Source organism: Streptomyces sp. NPDC057743, assembly GCF_042798755.1.
GTDB lineage: Bacteria > Actinomycetota > Actinomycetes > Streptomycetales > Streptomycetaceae > Streptomyces.
Genome location: NZ_JBHVJX010000005.1, coordinates 21,024 through 35,691 on the forward strand (window position 1 = coordinate 21,024; position 14,668 = coordinate 35,691).

General features: G+C 71.2%; 12 protein-coding genes and 1 riboswitch. Of the genes, 1 reads left to right on the top strand and 11 read right to left on the bottom strand.

Annotated features, from left to right (window positions below; all coding sequences use genetic code 11):
* Window positions 1–161 precede the first annotated feature (161 nt).
* From ACFVFQ_RS06955 to ACFVFQ_RS07005, 11 genes are all read right to left on the bottom strand, one after another.
* Window positions 162–812, bottom strand: a complete 651-nt coding sequence (locus ACFVFQ_RS06955; RefSeq protein WP_383409985.1) for a response regulator — start codon at window positions 810–812, stop codon at window positions 162–164.
* A 104-nt stretch (window positions 813–916) separates the two neighbouring features.
* Window positions 917–2,617, bottom strand: coding sequence for a sensor histidine kinase (locus ACFVFQ_RS06960; protein ID WP_383410784.1), 1,701 nt, complete (start codon window positions 2,615–2,617; stop codon window positions 917–919).
* Window positions 2,618–2,852: 235 nt separating this feature from the next.
* A complete protein-coding gene (locus ACFVFQ_RS06965) occupies window positions 2,853–3,515 on the bottom strand; it encodes a response regulator (RefSeq protein ID WP_383409988.1) in 663 nt (220 codons plus the stop codon).
* Window positions 3,512–4,717: a sensor histidine kinase gene (locus ACFVFQ_RS06970; protein WP_383409991.1), complete on the bottom strand. Its 1,206-nt coding sequence runs from the start codon at window positions 4,715–4,717 to the stop codon at window positions 3,512–3,514. The genes ACFVFQ_RS06965 and ACFVFQ_RS06970 overlap by 4 nt, the downstream gene beginning before the upstream one ends.
* Before the next feature lie 120 nt (window positions 4,718–4,837).
* Window positions 4,838–5,032 (bottom strand): ferredoxin, encoded by a 195-nt coding sequence (locus tag ACFVFQ_RS06975; RefSeq protein ID WP_383409994.1) that lies wholly within the window; start codon window positions 5,030–5,032, stop codon window positions 4,838–4,840.
* A gap of 166 nt (window positions 5,033–5,198) precedes the next feature.
* Complete coding sequence (locus ACFVFQ_RS06980; RefSeq protein ID WP_383410001.1) at window positions 5,199–6,398, bottom strand: cytochrome P450; 1,200 nt, start codon at window positions 6,396–6,398, stop codon at window positions 5,199–5,201.
* On the bottom strand, window positions 6,395–7,024 hold the full coding sequence (locus ACFVFQ_RS06985; RefSeq protein ID WP_383410005.1) for a DUF3159 domain-containing protein: 630 nt from the start codon (window positions 7,022–7,024) through the stop codon (window positions 6,395–6,397). The genes ACFVFQ_RS06980 and ACFVFQ_RS06985 overlap by 4 nt, the downstream gene beginning before the upstream one ends.
* Before the next feature lie 315 nt (window positions 7,025–7,339).
* Window positions 7,340–8,503, bottom strand: coding sequence for a HoxN/HupN/NixA family nickel/cobalt transporter (locus ACFVFQ_RS06990; protein ID WP_383410008.1), 1,164 nt, complete (start codon window positions 8,501–8,503; stop codon window positions 7,340–7,342).
* Between the two features lie 32 nt (window positions 8,504–8,535).
* Window positions 8,536–8,729, bottom strand: a riboswitch (cobalamin riboswitch).
* Window positions 8,730–9,031: 302 nt separating this feature from the next.
* Entirely contained in the window at window positions 9,032–11,023 is a 1,992-nt protein-coding gene (locus tag ACFVFQ_RS06995; protein WP_383410011.1) for a collagenase, read from the bottom strand.
* Between the two features lie 161 nt (window positions 11,024–11,184).
* A complete protein-coding gene (locus ACFVFQ_RS07000) occupies window positions 11,185–12,144 on the bottom strand; it encodes a LysR family transcriptional regulator (RefSeq protein ID WP_383410013.1) in 960 nt (319 codons plus the stop codon).
* 74 nt (window positions 12,145–12,218) lie between these two features.
* Window positions 12,219–12,728: an SRPBCC family protein gene (locus tag ACFVFQ_RS07005; protein WP_383410016.1), complete on the bottom strand. Its 510-nt coding sequence runs from the start codon at window positions 12,726–12,728 to the stop codon at window positions 12,219–12,221.
* Between the two features lie 252 nt (window positions 12,729–12,980).
* On the opposite strand from ACFVFQ_RS07005, the gene ACFVFQ_RS07010 reads away from it, so the two are divergent.
* Window positions 12,981–14,591, top strand: coding sequence for a carboxylesterase/lipase family protein (locus tag ACFVFQ_RS07010; protein ID WP_383410018.1), 1,611 nt, complete (start codon window positions 12,981–12,983; stop codon window positions 14,589–14,591).
* Window positions 14,592–14,668 lie beyond the last annotated feature (77 nt).

Here is a 14,668-nt window from a genome sequence, read left to right on the forward strand (position 1 = left end):
CTGGCGCAACCAGTGGCCGCCCTCCCGCCAGGGACACCGCCCCGTGTGGGTGTCCCCGCACATCCGAGGCCCCCCTCGGCGCCCCCCTGCTGGGCGGCGAACGCGTCAACGTGCTCCACCGATGAGCGTCCCGCCCCGACGACGGCCGGGGCGCGTTGCGGTCAGTCGCCGATGCCCGCGTCGCGGGCCAGTAGTGCGGCCTGGACGCGGTTCTCGCAACCCAACTTGGCGAGGATACGGCTCACATAGGTCTTGACCGTCGCCTCGCTCATGTGGAGTCGTTGGCCGGCGTCGGCGTTGGACAGGCCCATGCCCAGCAGTGCCAGGACGTCCAGTTCGCGCCTGGTCAGGGATTCCAGTCGGCGGCGGGCCTCGTTCGTCCTGGCCGTCCGGCCGGAGGCGAGCGAGTCCACGACGTGGCGGGTGGCTCCGGGCGAGAGGTACGCCTCGCCGGCCGCGGCGGCGCGCACCGCGCGGATGAGTTCGGTGGGCGCCGAGTCCTTCAGGAGGAAGCCGGCGCTGCCCTCGGTCAGCGCGTTCAGCACGTTGTCCTGCGCGCCGAAGGTGGTGAGGATCAGGACGCGGGTGTCGGGGACCGTCTGGCGCAGTTCGGCGAGGGCGGTGAGCCCGTCCATGACCGGCATCTGGATGTCGAGCAGGGCCACGTCGATCCGTTGGGAGCGGGCCAGTTCGACCGCTTCGCGGCCGTTGGCGGCCTCGGCGACCACGTCGATGTCGTCGGCCGAGGTCAGGATCATCCTGATGCCGGCCCGGATGAGCGGCTCGTCGTCGGTGACTAGGACCCTGATCACGGCTCTCCTGCGCGGTTGGCAGCGTTGTTCGCTGCGGCCATCTTGGCATCATGCCTGACCGACGGCCGTGCGGGAGAGGGCGGGGCCCGTTCGGCTTGGGGCCCTCAGCGCCTGACTTCGAAGGACTTCTTCTCGATCAGCTTGCCGTCCCGGAAGCAGAACCGGAAGACCGGATCGGTTTCCCAACTGGTGCTGTCCTCGGACGACATGAACGTGGTGCAGGTGGCCCCCTTGGGTACCGACGGCGCGCCCTTGGACAGGCCGGTCGTCAGGAACGAGGCGCCGGACGGCAGCTTGGCCCGGACCTCCGCCTCGGGTTGGCCCACCTTCAGGGCGTCGTACGTCTCCCGATCGATCAGTGCCTTGCCTGCCTCGCTCGCCAGGAAGACGGCGCCGAAGACCCCGGCGACCACCATGAGCAGCAGGACCAGGGCCAGGCTTCCGCAGCCGATGGCCAGGCAACTGCGGGTGGTGCTGCGGCCCATGACCTTGGCCAGTTCCTTCGGCAGACCGCTGTCGTCGGTGGCCGGAACGTCGCCCCCGACCGTGCTCGTCGGGCTCAGACCGGGGAGGTCGGTGGCGGAGGGCTGCTCGGTGTCGCCCGGTGAGCGGGGCGGGGCGTCGCCTTCCGGGGAGGTGTAGGGCAGCACGCCCGCCAGTCGGAAGCCGCCGTTCGGCGCGGGCCCGGCGTGCACCATGCCGCCGATGAGCCGGGTCCTCTCCCGCAGTCCGGTCAGTCCCTGGCCGCCGCTCACCACGCCGTGGCGGCCGGCCGGCGGTTCGGGTGCCGCGCCGTTGGCGACCTCGACGACCAGCGCGTCCGGCTCGTACCGCAGCTCCACGGTGATCGGGGCGCCCGGCGCGTGCTTGTGGGCGTTGGTCAGGCCCTCCTGGACGATGCGGTACGCCGCGTGATCGGCGGCCGGGGTGAGCGGGCCCGGCATGCCGGAGCGCCGCAGCTCCACGCGCGCCGACGCGCTCCGGGACGCCTCCACCAGGCCGTCGATGCCGGCCACTCCGCGGGACGGCGCCGTGGCGGGCTCGTCCGTGGCCGTGCCAGGCCCGGGGGCGGTGGGGTGGCCGGCGCTCTCCGCGCGGTCGCGCAGCAACCCCACCACTTCGCGCAGTTCGTGCAGTGCGGCCACCGATGCCCCGCGCAGCACGCCGACGGCCTCCCGCTGCTGGCCGGACAGCGTGCGGTCCACTTCCAGCGCGCCGGCGTGGACGGAGATCAGGGTGAGTTGGTGGCCGAGGCTGTCGTGCATGTCCTGGGCGATGCGCTGCCGCTCGCGCAGCCGCGCCTGCCCGGCGATCATCATGCGTTCGCGCAACATCTGGGCGTTGTACTCGCGCAGGGTGTCCGCCAGGGTGCGGTGCTGCGACCAGTAGCGGCTGATCAGGCCGGGGACGATCACCGTGACCAGCAGCAGCGGTGCCACGGTGGCCAGGGCCAGCGGGAGCGGGAGGGCGCCCTGCGCCAGGAACAGCCCGACGCCCAGGGCGTAGGCGGCGGCGAAGGTGCCGACCGCCTTGCTGACCGAGGTGATGCGCCGGCCCGCGGACCAGGACGCGATCAGCAACAGCGGGGCCATGCCTGGGAACGCGGCCATGCCGACGGCGGTGACCAGCAGCGCCGTGGCGGGCAGCACCCGGCGGACCAGGGACAGCAGCGCGGTGGCCAGGCCGGCCGCGATCATCCAGGCGACGTTGTTCAACGGCGCCTGCAGTGCCTGGGTCAGCGCAGCCAGGAGCCCGAGCGCCACGCTCAGCAACGACTCGCCCACGATGCGCCAGGGGCTCCACATGCCGGGGGCGAGGAGCTCCCTGGCCACGGAGGTCAGCCGGTGGGGTACCGCGCTCAACCAGGCCGCCAGGCGCGTCGGTACCGAGGGGGTCGTACGTTCTGTGCGCATCACGGGCCCACGTTAGGGCGTCGACGGTCGGCTCCGCAGTCACCCTTGGTCGCGGCGGGCCGCGACCAAAGTCGTTCCGGGGTGTCTGCCGGGTGGGTCGGGGGTCCGTCCAGGGTGGGGTTGGGCGTCAGGGGTGGGCCAGTCCGGTCTGGTAGGCGATGACCACGAGTTGGGCGCGGTCCCTGGCGCCGAGTTTGGCCATGGCGCGGTTGACGTGGGTCTTCGCGGTGAGCGGGGTGACGTAGAGGCGTTGCGCCATCTCGTCGTTGGACAGGCCGGCGGCGACCAGGGTGACCGCCTCGCGCTCCCGCGGGGTGAGGGTGGCCAGGCCCGGTGGCAGGTCGCGGGCGAGCGGGGCGGGTTGGGCCAGGAAGCGGGCGATCAGGGACTTGGTGGCGGTCGGGGAGAGCAGGGAGTCGCCCGCGGCCACCACGCGGATCGCGCTGAGCAGTTCGTCGGGGTTGATGCCCTTGCCGAGGAAGCCGCTCGCGCCGGCGCGGAGCGCCTCGGCGACGTACTCGTCGTTCTCGAAGGTGGTCAGGACCAGGATCTTCACGCCCGCGAGGTCCTCGTCGTCGCTGATGAGCCTGGTTGCGGCGAGCCCGTCGAGGTCGGGCATGCGGATGTCCATCAGGACGAGGTCGACGCGGTGGCTGCGGGCCAGTTCGACGGCCTGGCGTCCGGTGGCGGCCTCGGCCACGACCTCCATGTCGGGGGTCGAGTCGATGAGCAGGCGGAACGTGCCGCGCAGCAGTGCCTGGTCGTCGGCGAGCAGAACGCGGATCGTCATGGGGCCGGGGCCTTTCGGTCGATGCGCAGCGGCAGTTCGGTGTGGATGCGGAAGCCGCCGGTGGGGCGTGGGCCGGCGGTGAGGGTGCCGCCGGCGGCCTTGGCACGCTCGCGCATCCCGATCATGCCGTGGCCGGTGCCGGGGGCCGAATCGGCGCCGTCGTCGACGCTGGTCTGCGGTGCGGTGGGGCCGTCGTCCTCGACGGTGATCCGCAGTGCGTCGGGGCGGTGGTCGAGTTGGACCCGGACGGGGACGGGGCCCGCGTGCTTGCGGGTGTTGGTGAGGGCTTCCTGGATGATGCGGTAGGCCGCGAGATCGGTGATCGGCGGCAACTCCGTTGGCCGGCCGGCCCGTTCGACGGTGAGGTGGAGGCCGCTGTGGCGGAAGGAGTCCAGCAGGCCGTCGAGGTGCGCCAGGCCGGGGGTGGGTTCGCGCGGGGCGGCCGGGTCGTCACGGTAGCGGAGCAGGCCCACCGTGGTGCGCAGTTCGTCCAGTGCGGTGCGACTGGTGTCGCGGATGCGTTCCAGTGCCTGGTAGGCGTGGTCGGGGTCGGTGCGCATCAGGTGGTGGGCGACGCCCGCCTGGGCGTTGACCAGGGTGATGTGGTGGGCGACGACGTCGTGGAGTTCCCTGGCGATGCGCAGGCGTTCCTCGGTGACGCGTCGGCGGGCCTCGACTTCCCTGGTGCGTTCGGCCCGTTCGGCGCGTTCCAGTGCGGAGACCAGGAGTCGGCGGCGGCTGCGGACGGCGTCGCCGCTGGCCGCGGCCAGGCACATCCCGGCGATGACGGCCAGGTGCTGCCAGATGTTGTCCAGGCCCGGCTCGCGGACGACGGAGGTGGCCAACAACACCGCGGCGGCGCATCCGGCGATGCGCCAGGCGCGCCGCCGGTCGGTGCGCACGGCCACGGCGTGCACCGCGACGCCGGTCGCGATGGGCGAGGCGCCGGGGAAGGCGAGCAGCAGGATCTGGGCGACGTTGACGGCCAGGGTCGCCGCGACGGTCGGGGCCGGGCGGCGGGTGCGGGCGATCAACGGCACGCAGGCGAGCGCCAGTCCGCCGATGGACCACGCCATCGGGCTGTGGTGCCGGTAGGCGGTGCCCGCCGCCACCGGGGCGGACAGGGCGAAGCAGGTCAGCGCGGCGGCCAGGTCGGCCGTCCGCGGCCGGGCCCGCAACCACCCTCTGAGCAGGTCGATCATGTGCACTCCTTCACCGTACGCACCCGTCCGCACCCGGGGTCGGGCCCGGGTGCGGAGCTGCGGCCCTCGCCCACGGAACAGGGTCGGTGGGCTACCAGGTCACCGGCGCTGGGACCAGCCCTACGGCTGCACGGCGATGGCCAGCGCGGGGCAGCGTCCGGCGGCGTCCTCGACCTCGGCCAGGGCCTCCTGCGGTGGGGCGGGGTCGAGCAGGACGACGATGCCGTCCTCGTCGCGCTGGTCGAAGACCTCGGCGGCGGCCAGCACGCACTGCCCGGCACCCACGCACTTGTCCTGGTCAATGGCGATCTTCATCGGGGCTTCCTCGTGGTGTTGGTTGTGTTGGTTGTGTCGGTTGCGTCGGTGGTGTCGGTTCTGTCGTTGGTGCGGTGGGGCGTTTGCAGCGCCGAATTGCCAGGCGGGGGCAGCGTGTTCGGCTGGGTGGCTGATTAAGGGGGTGCCTGGCGCGAGCGACGCGGGGCTACCAGGTCACCGGGAGCTCGTGCACGCCGTAGACGATCATGTCGTGGCGCATCGGGACCTGTTCCACAGGCACCGCCAGGCGCAGGTCGGGGAAGCGATCGAGCAGTGCGGAGAGGGCCGCCTTCATCTCCACCCGGGCCAGTTGCTGTCCCAGGCACTGGTGGATGCCGTGTCCGAACGCCAGGTGGGGGCGGTACGGTCGGCCGACGTCCAACTGGTCGGGGTCGCCGGTGAAGTGTGCCGCGTCGCGGTTTCCGGACGGCAGGCTGGCCACCACCGTCGAGCCGGCCGGTATCCGGTGGGCGCCCACCTCCACGTCCTCCAGGGCCGTGCGGCGCACCCCGTACTGGATGACGCTCAGATAGCGCAGCAGCTCCTCGACGGCCGTGTCCATCAGCGCCGGGTCGTTCCGCAGCGCCTCCCACTGGTCGGGGTGGCGCAGCAGGCACATGGTGCTGAGCGCGATCATGTTGGCCGTCGTCTCGTGCCCGGCGAGCAGCAACAGCACCCCGACGCCGGCCAGTTCCTCGTCGGTCAGCTCGCCCGTCCGCACCAGGCCGCTGAGGATGTCGTCGCCGGGCTCGGTTCGCTTGGCTCGCACGAGTCGGAGGAGGAAGCCGGTCAGTGCCTGGTGGGCCCGCTGGACGTCGTCGAGACTGGCGTCGAGCCGGATGAGGGTGGCGGAATCCCGTTGGAAGTCCTCCCGGTCGGCGTAGGGCACGCCGAGCAGTTCGCAGATCACCAACGAGGGCACGGGCAGCGCGAAGGCTTGCACGAGGTCGATCGGGCCGCCGGCGGCGGCCATCGCGTCCAGCCGCTCGGCGACGATCTTCTCCACGGCGGGGGTCAGTTGCCGCATCCGACGCACGGTGAACTGGCCGGTGAGCAGCCGGCGGAGCCGGGTGTGTTCGGGCGGGTCCATCATCAGGAAGTTCCCCGGTGCGGGCACCGGCAGTTCGGCGTCGTCCACGGGCCCGCTCCCGGTCCGCAGGCGACGGCGCCGGGAGCTGAACCGGGCGTCGGCGAGCACCGCCCGGGCCTCCTCGTACCCGGTGATCAGCCAGCCGGCCATGCCGTCGGGCAGGGTCACCTCCGCGACGGGCTGCTGTTCGCGCAGCGTGCGGTACTCCGGCGGCGGGTCGAACGGGCAGCTCCGCGCGGTCGGTTGGGTCGGCATGTCGGGGCGTGTTGCGGTCATGACTGGGAGGCCCTTTCCACGGGGTGGGAGGTTGGGGTACAGGGGGACGGCTCGGCGTTCAGGGGGTCGGGGGTGCCGCAGCGGTGCGTTCCGACGCTGCGTCGGTAGACGCGCCAGCCCACCAGCGCGCCGAGCGCGAGGACGACCGGTCCGAAGGCGTCGACCGAGCCGAGCGCGATCGTGCGGCCGGTGAGGAACAGCGGGAGTTGGATCGCCAGCATCACCAGGTGGCCTGCGTACATCACCAGGTTGCCCCGGGTGAAGGCCCGCCGACGCACCGGACAGCGCCGCCATCGGGTCCGCTCACCCGTGATCAGCCCGACCATCAGGCCCAACGGCGGCCAACCCCACAGCAGCAGCACCGGTGTGACAACGGCCGTCACACTGTGCAGCATCAGGCCGGGGAGGAAGAAGTCCGTTGCCTGGCCGGTGCGGGCGGCGAGCACACCCCCGACGCAGATCAGGCAGAGCGCGGCGAGCGCGCGCCGCACGGATTCCGCACGCGCGATCCGGTACCCACAGATCCCGGCCGCGGCGGCCACGGCCAGTGTCAGCGCGACCACCAACCGATGGGTGACGGCGAAGCTCACGGTGAATCCGAAGACGGGGGCGATATCGATCGCCACGCCCCGCAGCCGACGACGGATGGCGGCTCCGGCAACGTCCGCACGGTGCTCTCCAGGATGCACGGTGATTCCAACCCCTCAACGGATGCCGGTCGTTCGGCCGCTCGGCCACTCGGACAGTCACCACCGTGCCGCGTCGCGCCCGACCTGTCGTCGCCCGTCCGCAGACTCTTGATCTGCTGCGGATGCAGTAGGGGCGGGCGCCGCCTGCTGCGAACGCAGGCCGCGCCGGACGCCCCGGAATAGGCCGGGGCCCGTGACCATTTCCCGGTCACGGGCCCCGACGACACTGCATCCAGAAAATCCAGAAAGCGGTCAGCCGGTCTCGTTGACGTTGCCGGCTTCGTCGGCGCCCCCGGCTCCGCCGGCCTCGTCCGCCTTCTTCCCCCAGCGGTGTTCCAGTTTGGCCAGGCGCCAGTAGGTCAGGGCGCAGGCCCAGACGGCGATGAACAGGCCGACGATGAGGTAACCGGCGTTGTTGAGGTCGATGTTGGAGACCCAGTCGGTGAGCCCGTCCCGCCAACCGAGGTTGTCGTGCAGCACGCCGACGAGCTCGATGGTGCCGATGAGGAAGGCGACGGCGATGGACAGGCCGGTGATGGTGAGGTTGTAGTAGACCTTGCGCACCGGGTTGGCGAACGCCCAGTGGTAGGCGAAGTTCATGAAGGTGCCGTCGAGCGTGTCGAAGAGGCTCATTCCGGCCGCGAAGAGCAGCGGCAGGCAGAGGATCGCGTACCAGGGCAGTCCGGCGGCGGCGCCGGAACCGGCCATGACCATCAGGGTGACCTCGGTCGCGGTGTCGAAGCCGAGGCCGAACAGCAGGCCGATCGGATACATCTGGCCCGGCCGCCGGATGGAGCTGGTCAGGCGGCCCAGGATGCGGTTCATGAAGCCGCGGCTGGCGAGGTGCTTCTCCAGCTCGTGCTCTTCGAACTGCCCGGCGCGCATGGCCTTGAAAACCCGGTAAATCCCGGCCAGCGCAACGAGGTTGAGGGCGGCGATCAGGTAGAGGAAGGCGCCCGAGATGGTGGTGCTGATGGCACCGAGGGTGGCGCGGGCGCCGGAGTTGTCGTTCGCGAGGGTGCCGGCGACCCTCGCGCCGGCGGCGATCAGGCCCGCCAGCACCAGCACGATGGTGGAGTGGCCGATGGCGAACCAGAAGCCCACCGAGACGGGGCGTTGGCCGTCGGCCATCAGCTTGCGGGTGGTGTTGTCGATGGCGGCGATGTGGTCGGCGTCGAACGCGTGCCGCATGCCCAACGTGTAGGCGGTGATGCCGAGTCCGACTCCGAAGACCTGCTTGCCGACGGTGTAGTGGTGCGGCGCGACGAGGGCGGCCAGGATGACGAAGGCCACCAGGTGCATGGCGGCGATCACCGCGAACAGCACGCCGGAGCGTATCCAGTCCTGCCGCCGCCAACGCTGCGGGACGGCGGATGCGGTGGTGGATGACGTGGGGGAATGTTTCAACAGGGGCATTTCAGGCAGCCTCTCCAGCACCTCGTGGATGGGTCGTTGTGCGGTGCCGTGGCCGGTCTCCTGGCTTACGGGTCCAGCGTCCGCGCAGCCGCCTTCCCGGGCATCAACTGCCCAGTGGCACCCGCCGATCCCGGCGGGGATGACGCGAAGACTTCCCGATCACAGTGGCGAGGGCCGCCCCGGTCTTTCACCGGTCTTCCCGAGCACCACGGCGGCAGCAACAGTAGGCCGGTATTCGCCCCTCGACAATCGAGTGCAGTTGCGTCATCCATGCAATAAGGGGGCGCGTGCGCGCACGGGAGGGCGCACTTTTGAGCCAGTTATGCGACGCGACGGCTGGGGCGCCGGGGTATGCGAGGGCGCTGCTGCGGCTGACGGGGTCCGGCCGGCTGCCGTTCGGGGCCTGCACACCTCCGCCCCGGCATCGGCGAACGGCCGGTGCGGGGGCGGAGGGTGGTGCGACGGATGCGCGGGTGCGGCGCGGCGGCCGACCGCGTCCCGGTCAGACGGGCGCGGTGCCGTGCAGCGTCAGCGCGCCTGTTTGGCGGCGCAACCGCCGGACGCACAGGCGGTCAGCCAGGCGTCGAAGTCGGCGTCGTAGCGGGTGCCGATGTCGCGGTTGTAGACGGCGTAGCCGCCCGCGTAGTCGCCGGTCCTGAAGTGGCCCAGCATGGTGGCGATGTCCTGGGGGTGCTTCTCGAACATGTAGCGGACCGCGAGGTAGCCCCACGGGTAGGTGCGGGTCTCGTTGCTGTTGGCGTAGGTGGTCTGGAACAACGTGCTGAGCTTGTAGGTGTGTTGATTGGCCTGGCGCACCGCCTCGTCGTCGGTGACGCCCCGGTAGCCGTACGAGACGTACTCGGCGAGCCCCTCGATCCACCAGACGTCCGGGACGGTGGTCTGCTGGTTGAAGTCGCCCTTCATGTCGTCGCGGGCGTCGAGGTAGTGGGTGTACTCGTGGTTGAGGTTCCAGATCCGGGCGGGGAAGCCGTCGTCGGAGTCCTTCTGATACATGATCGACATCGGTTGGTTGTCGGGCTTGGTCGGGTCGCCGACCAGGGTGATGCCGCCGTTGTTGGTGTCGACTCCGTAGATCGCCCCGGCGTAGGTCTGGTAGTCGTTGCGGCTGCCGAAGACGACGAGTTGGACCGTCGACTCGTGTTGGCCGGGTATCGGGCCGTTGTCGTTCACCAGCTTGTGGAAGTACGGGTCCTGGCGCAGCAGACTGGCGCAGGTGGCGTCGAGGTCGGCGGCGGTCAGGGCCTGCGCCTTGACGGTGTGGGTCTGGTCGCAGGGGTGGTTGATCGGGAGGGCCGCCTTGGCGAGTTGGTCGGCCAGATCGCACACTCCGTAGGAGGCGCAGTTGGCCTTGTCGTAGGAGTCGGCCTGACTGGCGACCGTGACCCACAGGGGTGCGGTCGGGCCGGTGATCTTCGAGGCGTTCAGCAGGCCCTTGATGAGCGGTCGGACCTTGGCCTGGAGCGGCTGATGTTCGACGTAACGCCCCACGTTCATACCGGCGTTGGAGTCCAGGAACGAGTTGTCGGTGCCCAGCAGCTTGAGGTGGTCCAGCGCGAACGCGTTGAGCGTGTCGATGATGCTCGGGTCGGCCGTCACCGCCTTGACGTACTCCTCGTTCCAGTTTCCGCGCCAGAGCGGGGTGTAGACGTCGTTGACCGCGGTCAGCATGCTGGGGATGGTGTCGTAGGAGGCGTTGTAGCCCTTGAGCACCCGTTGGTAGACGGCCAGGTAGCGGCCCTGTTCGTTGGCGCTGTCGGAGAGGATCAGGACCTCGCCGAGCACGTCACCGTTGCCCGAAGAGACGTCGTTCGAGCGGGAGTTGGCGAAGAAGGCGTCCAGGCCGCCCTGGGTGGCCGTGGCCAGCTTCTGGCCGTACGGGCCCACGTCGGAGGGGTGGTTGGACTGCACGTAGTAGCCGGCGCGCAGGAAGAGCACGAGTTGCCACACCTTGGCGGAGTTGTCGCCGGTGTACGACGACGCCCCGTCCTTGAAGGCGTTGGCGATGGTGACCATCTGTTCCTCGCGGAACACGTCGTGCGCGTCCTTGCCGGTGAGCGAGAAGAGCGAGTTGACGCACTCCATGGTCGCGGCCTTGACCGCCGTGACCAGGTCGGCTCCGGTGCGGCCGCCGAAGTCGCCCGGGCTGCACGAGGCCGGGGCGGGGCGCCGGCCGCCCTTGCGCTCCGTCGCCGCAGTCGAAGAAGTGGGGGGATTCTTCGCGCTGAGCGTGCGGAGTGGGCGGAGTGGGGCGGGGGCGACCGGCCGGCCCTGGAGCACGGAACGTTCGCCGGAGCCGAGGGTCGGGCCGGTGGGCGAGGGGGCTTTCGGGGACGGTGTGGCGTGCGGCGCTGTGCGGTAAGTGGCCTGCTGCATAACGGACTTGGGGGTGGTCGCGGGCGAGGGCGTGGCCAGCGCCGGCGTCGCCATGAGACCGGCGATCGTCGCGCAGGCGGCCAGGCCGCCGATCACACATCTGGGCCAGGTGAAGCGAGAGCGCATCCCTGCTCCTTCGTGGACGACAGGCGCCCCGGAAGAGGCCGAGGCGTGATCGTCACCTTCTCAAGGCACCCCTCCCGCAGACAACGACGCGTGGCATAGCACCCCGGTTCGCCCGGCCATAACAACCCGCGGAACGACGCCCCCGGTCCGTCCGCCGCTCCCTACGGCCTGGCCAGACTCCAGGTGCGGGACGCCCAGGTCCGCAGGTGTGGCGACTGTGCGATCAGCGCGCGGTATGCCGCGGAGGCCGCGCCGACCAGGGTGTCGGCGCACTCGTCGGCCAGGCTCTCCCGCCGCCAGGCCAACACATAGCGGCACCACAGCGGCGTGCCGATCAGTGGCTTGACCACGACGCCGGGAATCGGCCGGAGCGTCGCCTGCACGACCGCCACCCCGAGACTCTCCGCGATCATGGCCTGTAACTGGAGCTGGTCGCCGAGGAATTCATGCACCGCGGCCGGGGCGAATCCGGCCGACTCGCAGGCCGCGTAGAACACCCCGGGCCAGCCCGCCCCGTCGTCCGGCGTCACGAACCAGGCACTGTCGGCCAGGTCCGCGAGCCCCACCTCCACCCGGTGCCTGAGCCGGTGTCGCGCCGACAGGGCGAGGAAGGACGGCTCGGTGACGATCCCGCGGTGCGCCACCGCGGCCGAGTGCCGCAGCTCCAACCCCGGGTAGTCGGCCGCGATCGCCGCGTCCACCGCACCGTCCTCCAACAGTCGGACGATCTCCGACGACGCGTACACGCTGCTCACCGTGAGCCCGACATCGGGCAGTCGGCTCCGCAGCCGGGCCACCATCCCGGACAGCACCGGGGAGTTGGTCGCCGCCAGGCGGAGCAGCCGGCGCGCCCCGGCCGCGTTCCGGCCCGGCCGGCGCCCGATGGCATCCGCCCGGGCCAGTACGTCGCGGGCCTGCGCCAGGACCTCCGTGCCGTACGAGGTCAGTTCCACGCCCGATGCGTTTCGGTCGAACAGCGGCGCGCCGAAGTGCCGCTCTATGCGTCGGAGTTGGGTACTCATCGCCGGTTGCGAGTAGCCCAGCTCCACCGCGGCCCGCCCCACGCTCCCGACGTCGGCGATCGCACACAGCACCCGCAGGTGTCGAAGCTCCAGCTCCATGCGCACGCTCCTTCCGATCGCCGGGGGCGACGCCGGCGCCACTGAACGCCGACGCAAACGTCAACGGCGGTACGTCACCGGGCAGTTGGGCTTGACTTCGGCACCGACTCCAGATGGGCCTTGAGGCGTTCGAGCGTGCTGCCGATGTGGGTGCCGTTGGCCGACCTGCGGTCGAGCACGCCGGTGATGAGGATGGCGGCGGGGATGAACCACAACGGCACCCGCATCCAGTTGGTCTCGGTGACCGTGCAGCCGTCCGCGGTGGGCTCGATGTCGTACTGCCAGCGCGAGATGGGGATGCCGAACGGTGTCGCCGTCACCTCGTAGGCGAAGCGCTGGGCGGGTTCGGCGTCGGTGACGCGGCAACGGGTGGCCCATCGGCGCAGGCCGTTGCGGTTCCACCCCTGGAAGCGCGCGCCCACCGCGGGTCCGGTGGCGCCGCCCAACCAGCGGGCGCGGTACGCCTCCTCGGCGAAGCGGACCATGACGGTCGGATCGCTGACGACCGCGTACGCCTCGGCCGGGGTGGCGCGGATCGCAACGGTGCCGGTGGCGGCGGGCTCCGGGAACCGGGGTATGTGCATCGGGCCTCTCCTCCGCTGATGTCGTCGGCGATTACATCAGCGCGGGAGACGGCCGGACAAGACTGTCGCGGCGGCTCGGGGCGCGTCCACCCCACCCACCCGGGACAAATGTCATGCCGAGGACGATGAGGCGTGACCCTACCGGGAGTTCGGCCGGGCGGTGAGGCTGGGAGGTGCGCTCAGCACAGCGAAGCGCCAGCGGCCGACGGGGTTCGTCAGGGGTCGGCCACCACTTGACTCAACGGAGGAGAAATGAGGTTCACCTCGCGTCGCCTCGTACCGCTCGTACTCGCCGCCGGGCTGACCGGGGCCACATGCCTGGGGTCACCCGCCGTCGCGGCGCCCCCGGGCCCGCCGGAGCGGCCGGTCGTGGCCACCGACGCGGGCTCGGTGCGCGGCGTCGACCACGGGGGCTACCGGACGTTCGCCGGGATTCCCTACGCCGCGCCGCCCGTGGGCCCGTTGCGCTGGCGGCCGCCCGGCCCGGTCCGACCGTGGTCGGGCGTGCGGGACGCCGAGCACCCAGGCAGCGCCTGCCCGCAGACGCCCAACGGGGAGGTCCGCGGCGGCAGTACGAACGAGGACTGTCTGTATCTGAACGTCACTGCCCCGCGCACGGACCGCCACCGGCCGCTGCCGGTCGTGGTCTGGCTGCACGGCGGCGGATTCCTCACCGGCACCGGCAGCAGCTATGACGCGCACCGGATGGCCGTGCGCGGCCGGGTCGTCGTGGTGACGGTCAACTACCGACTGGGGATCTTCGGCAACTTCGGCTATCCGGGCCTGCCTGGCTCGGGCGACTTCGGACTGGCTGATCAACAGGCCGCGCTGCGCTGGGTGCAGCGCAACGCCGGCTCCTTCGGCGGCGACCCGCGCAATGTCACGCTCGCCGGGGAATCGGCCGGCGGCATGAGCACCTGCACCCAGCTCACGTCGCCGAGCGCGGCCGGGTTGTTCGCCAAGGCGATCGTCCAAAGCGGCTCCTGCGCGGTCGATTTCGGCAAGAACGCGGTCTATCCCGGTGTCGACCATTTCTCCCCGTGGATCTCCCAGTCGGATCTCCAGTCCGCGGGCCGTCAGGGCGCCGCAAAACTGGGTTGCACACGGCCCGCCCGGGCACTGTCGTGCCTGCGCGGCAAGCCAGCCGCCGCGCTCCTGAGCGCCAACCAGGACTTCCAACAGGTCTCCTACGGCACCCCACTGGTGCCGCAACGCCCGGTGACCGCGCTACGCCGGGGCCGGTTCCACAAGGTCCCCGTCCTCCAGGGGCACAACCGCGACGAGATGCGGGCCTTCGTCGCCACCCTGCACCACCAGCGGCCGATCACCGCCGACTCCTACCGCGCCCTGCTGCGGGACACCTTCGGCGACCGCGCCCGACAGTGGGCGGCGGTCTACTCCCCCGCCACCTACGGCACCCCCGCGCTGGCCTGGGCGGCGCTCAACACCGACCGGGTCTTCGCCTGCCCGACCCTCGCCACCGACCGGCTACTGGCCCGCCAAACCCCCACCTACGCCTACGAGTTCGCCGACCGCCAGGCACCCAACATCGGCTACCCGGAGTCGCCGCAACTCCCGTTGGGCGCCGCGCACGCCACCGAGCTCCCCTACCTCTTCGACCTCGGCGGCCGGCACGCCCGCTTCACCGCCGCACAGGACGAACTGGCCGGGCGGATGGTCGACTACTGGACGACCTTCGCGCACACCGGCACGCCGAACGCCCGGGACCTGCCGCGCTGGCCGCGGATATCGGCCGGCGACACCGCCGACCCCTATGTCCAGCAACTCAACGCCGGGCCCGGCGGCATCCACCGCGCGGACTTCCTCGCCGACCACCACTGCCGGCTCTGGTCGCACGGATAGCCGCGAGGGGCGAGGACCGGGGCCGCGTACGAGGCAGGTACGCGGCCCCGCTTCATGGCCGATTCGTGCGTTTCCCC

Excerpts from the sequence above, each read along its gene's own strand:
- ACFVFQ_RS06960 (WP_383410784.1), bottom strand. The coding sequence starts at position 2,617 with ATGTGGAGCCCCTGGCGCATCGTGGGCGAGTCGTTGCTGAGCGTGGCG.
- ACFVFQ_RS06965 (WP_383409988.1), bottom strand. The coding sequence starts at position 3,515 with ATGACGATCCGCGTTCTGCTCGCCGACGACCAGGCACTGCTGCGCGGC.
- ACFVFQ_RS06970 (WP_383409991.1), bottom strand. The coding sequence starts at position 4,717 with ATGATCGACCTGCTCAGAGGGTGGTTGCGGGCCCGGCCGCGGACGGCC.
- ACFVFQ_RS06975 (WP_383409994.1), bottom strand. The coding sequence starts at position 5,032 with ATGAAGATCGCCATTGACCAGGACAAGTGCGTGGGTGCCGGGCAGTGC.
- ACFVFQ_RS06980 (WP_383410001.1), bottom strand. The coding sequence starts at position 6,398 with ATGACCGCAACACGCCCCGACATGCCGACCCAACCGACCGCGCGGAGC.
- ACFVFQ_RS06990 (WP_383410008.1), bottom strand. The coding sequence starts at position 8,503 with ATGCCCCTGTTGAAACATTCCCCCACGTCATCCACCACCGCATCCGCC.
- ACFVFQ_RS06995 (WP_383410011.1), bottom strand. The coding sequence starts at position 11,023 with ATGCGCTCTCGCTTCACCTGGCCCAGATGTGTGATCGGCGGCCTGGCC.
- ACFVFQ_RS07000 (WP_383410013.1), bottom strand. The coding sequence starts at position 12,144 with ATGGAGCTGGAGCTTCGACACCTGCGGGTGCTGTGTGCGATCGCCGAC.
- ACFVFQ_RS07005 (WP_383410016.1), bottom strand. The coding sequence starts at position 12,728 with ATGCACATACCCCGGTTCCCGGAGCCCGCCGCCACCGGCACCGTTGCG.
- ACFVFQ_RS07010 (WP_383410018.1), top strand. The coding sequence starts at position 12,981 with ATGAGGTTCACCTCGCGTCGCCTCGTACCGCTCGTACTCGCCGCCGGG.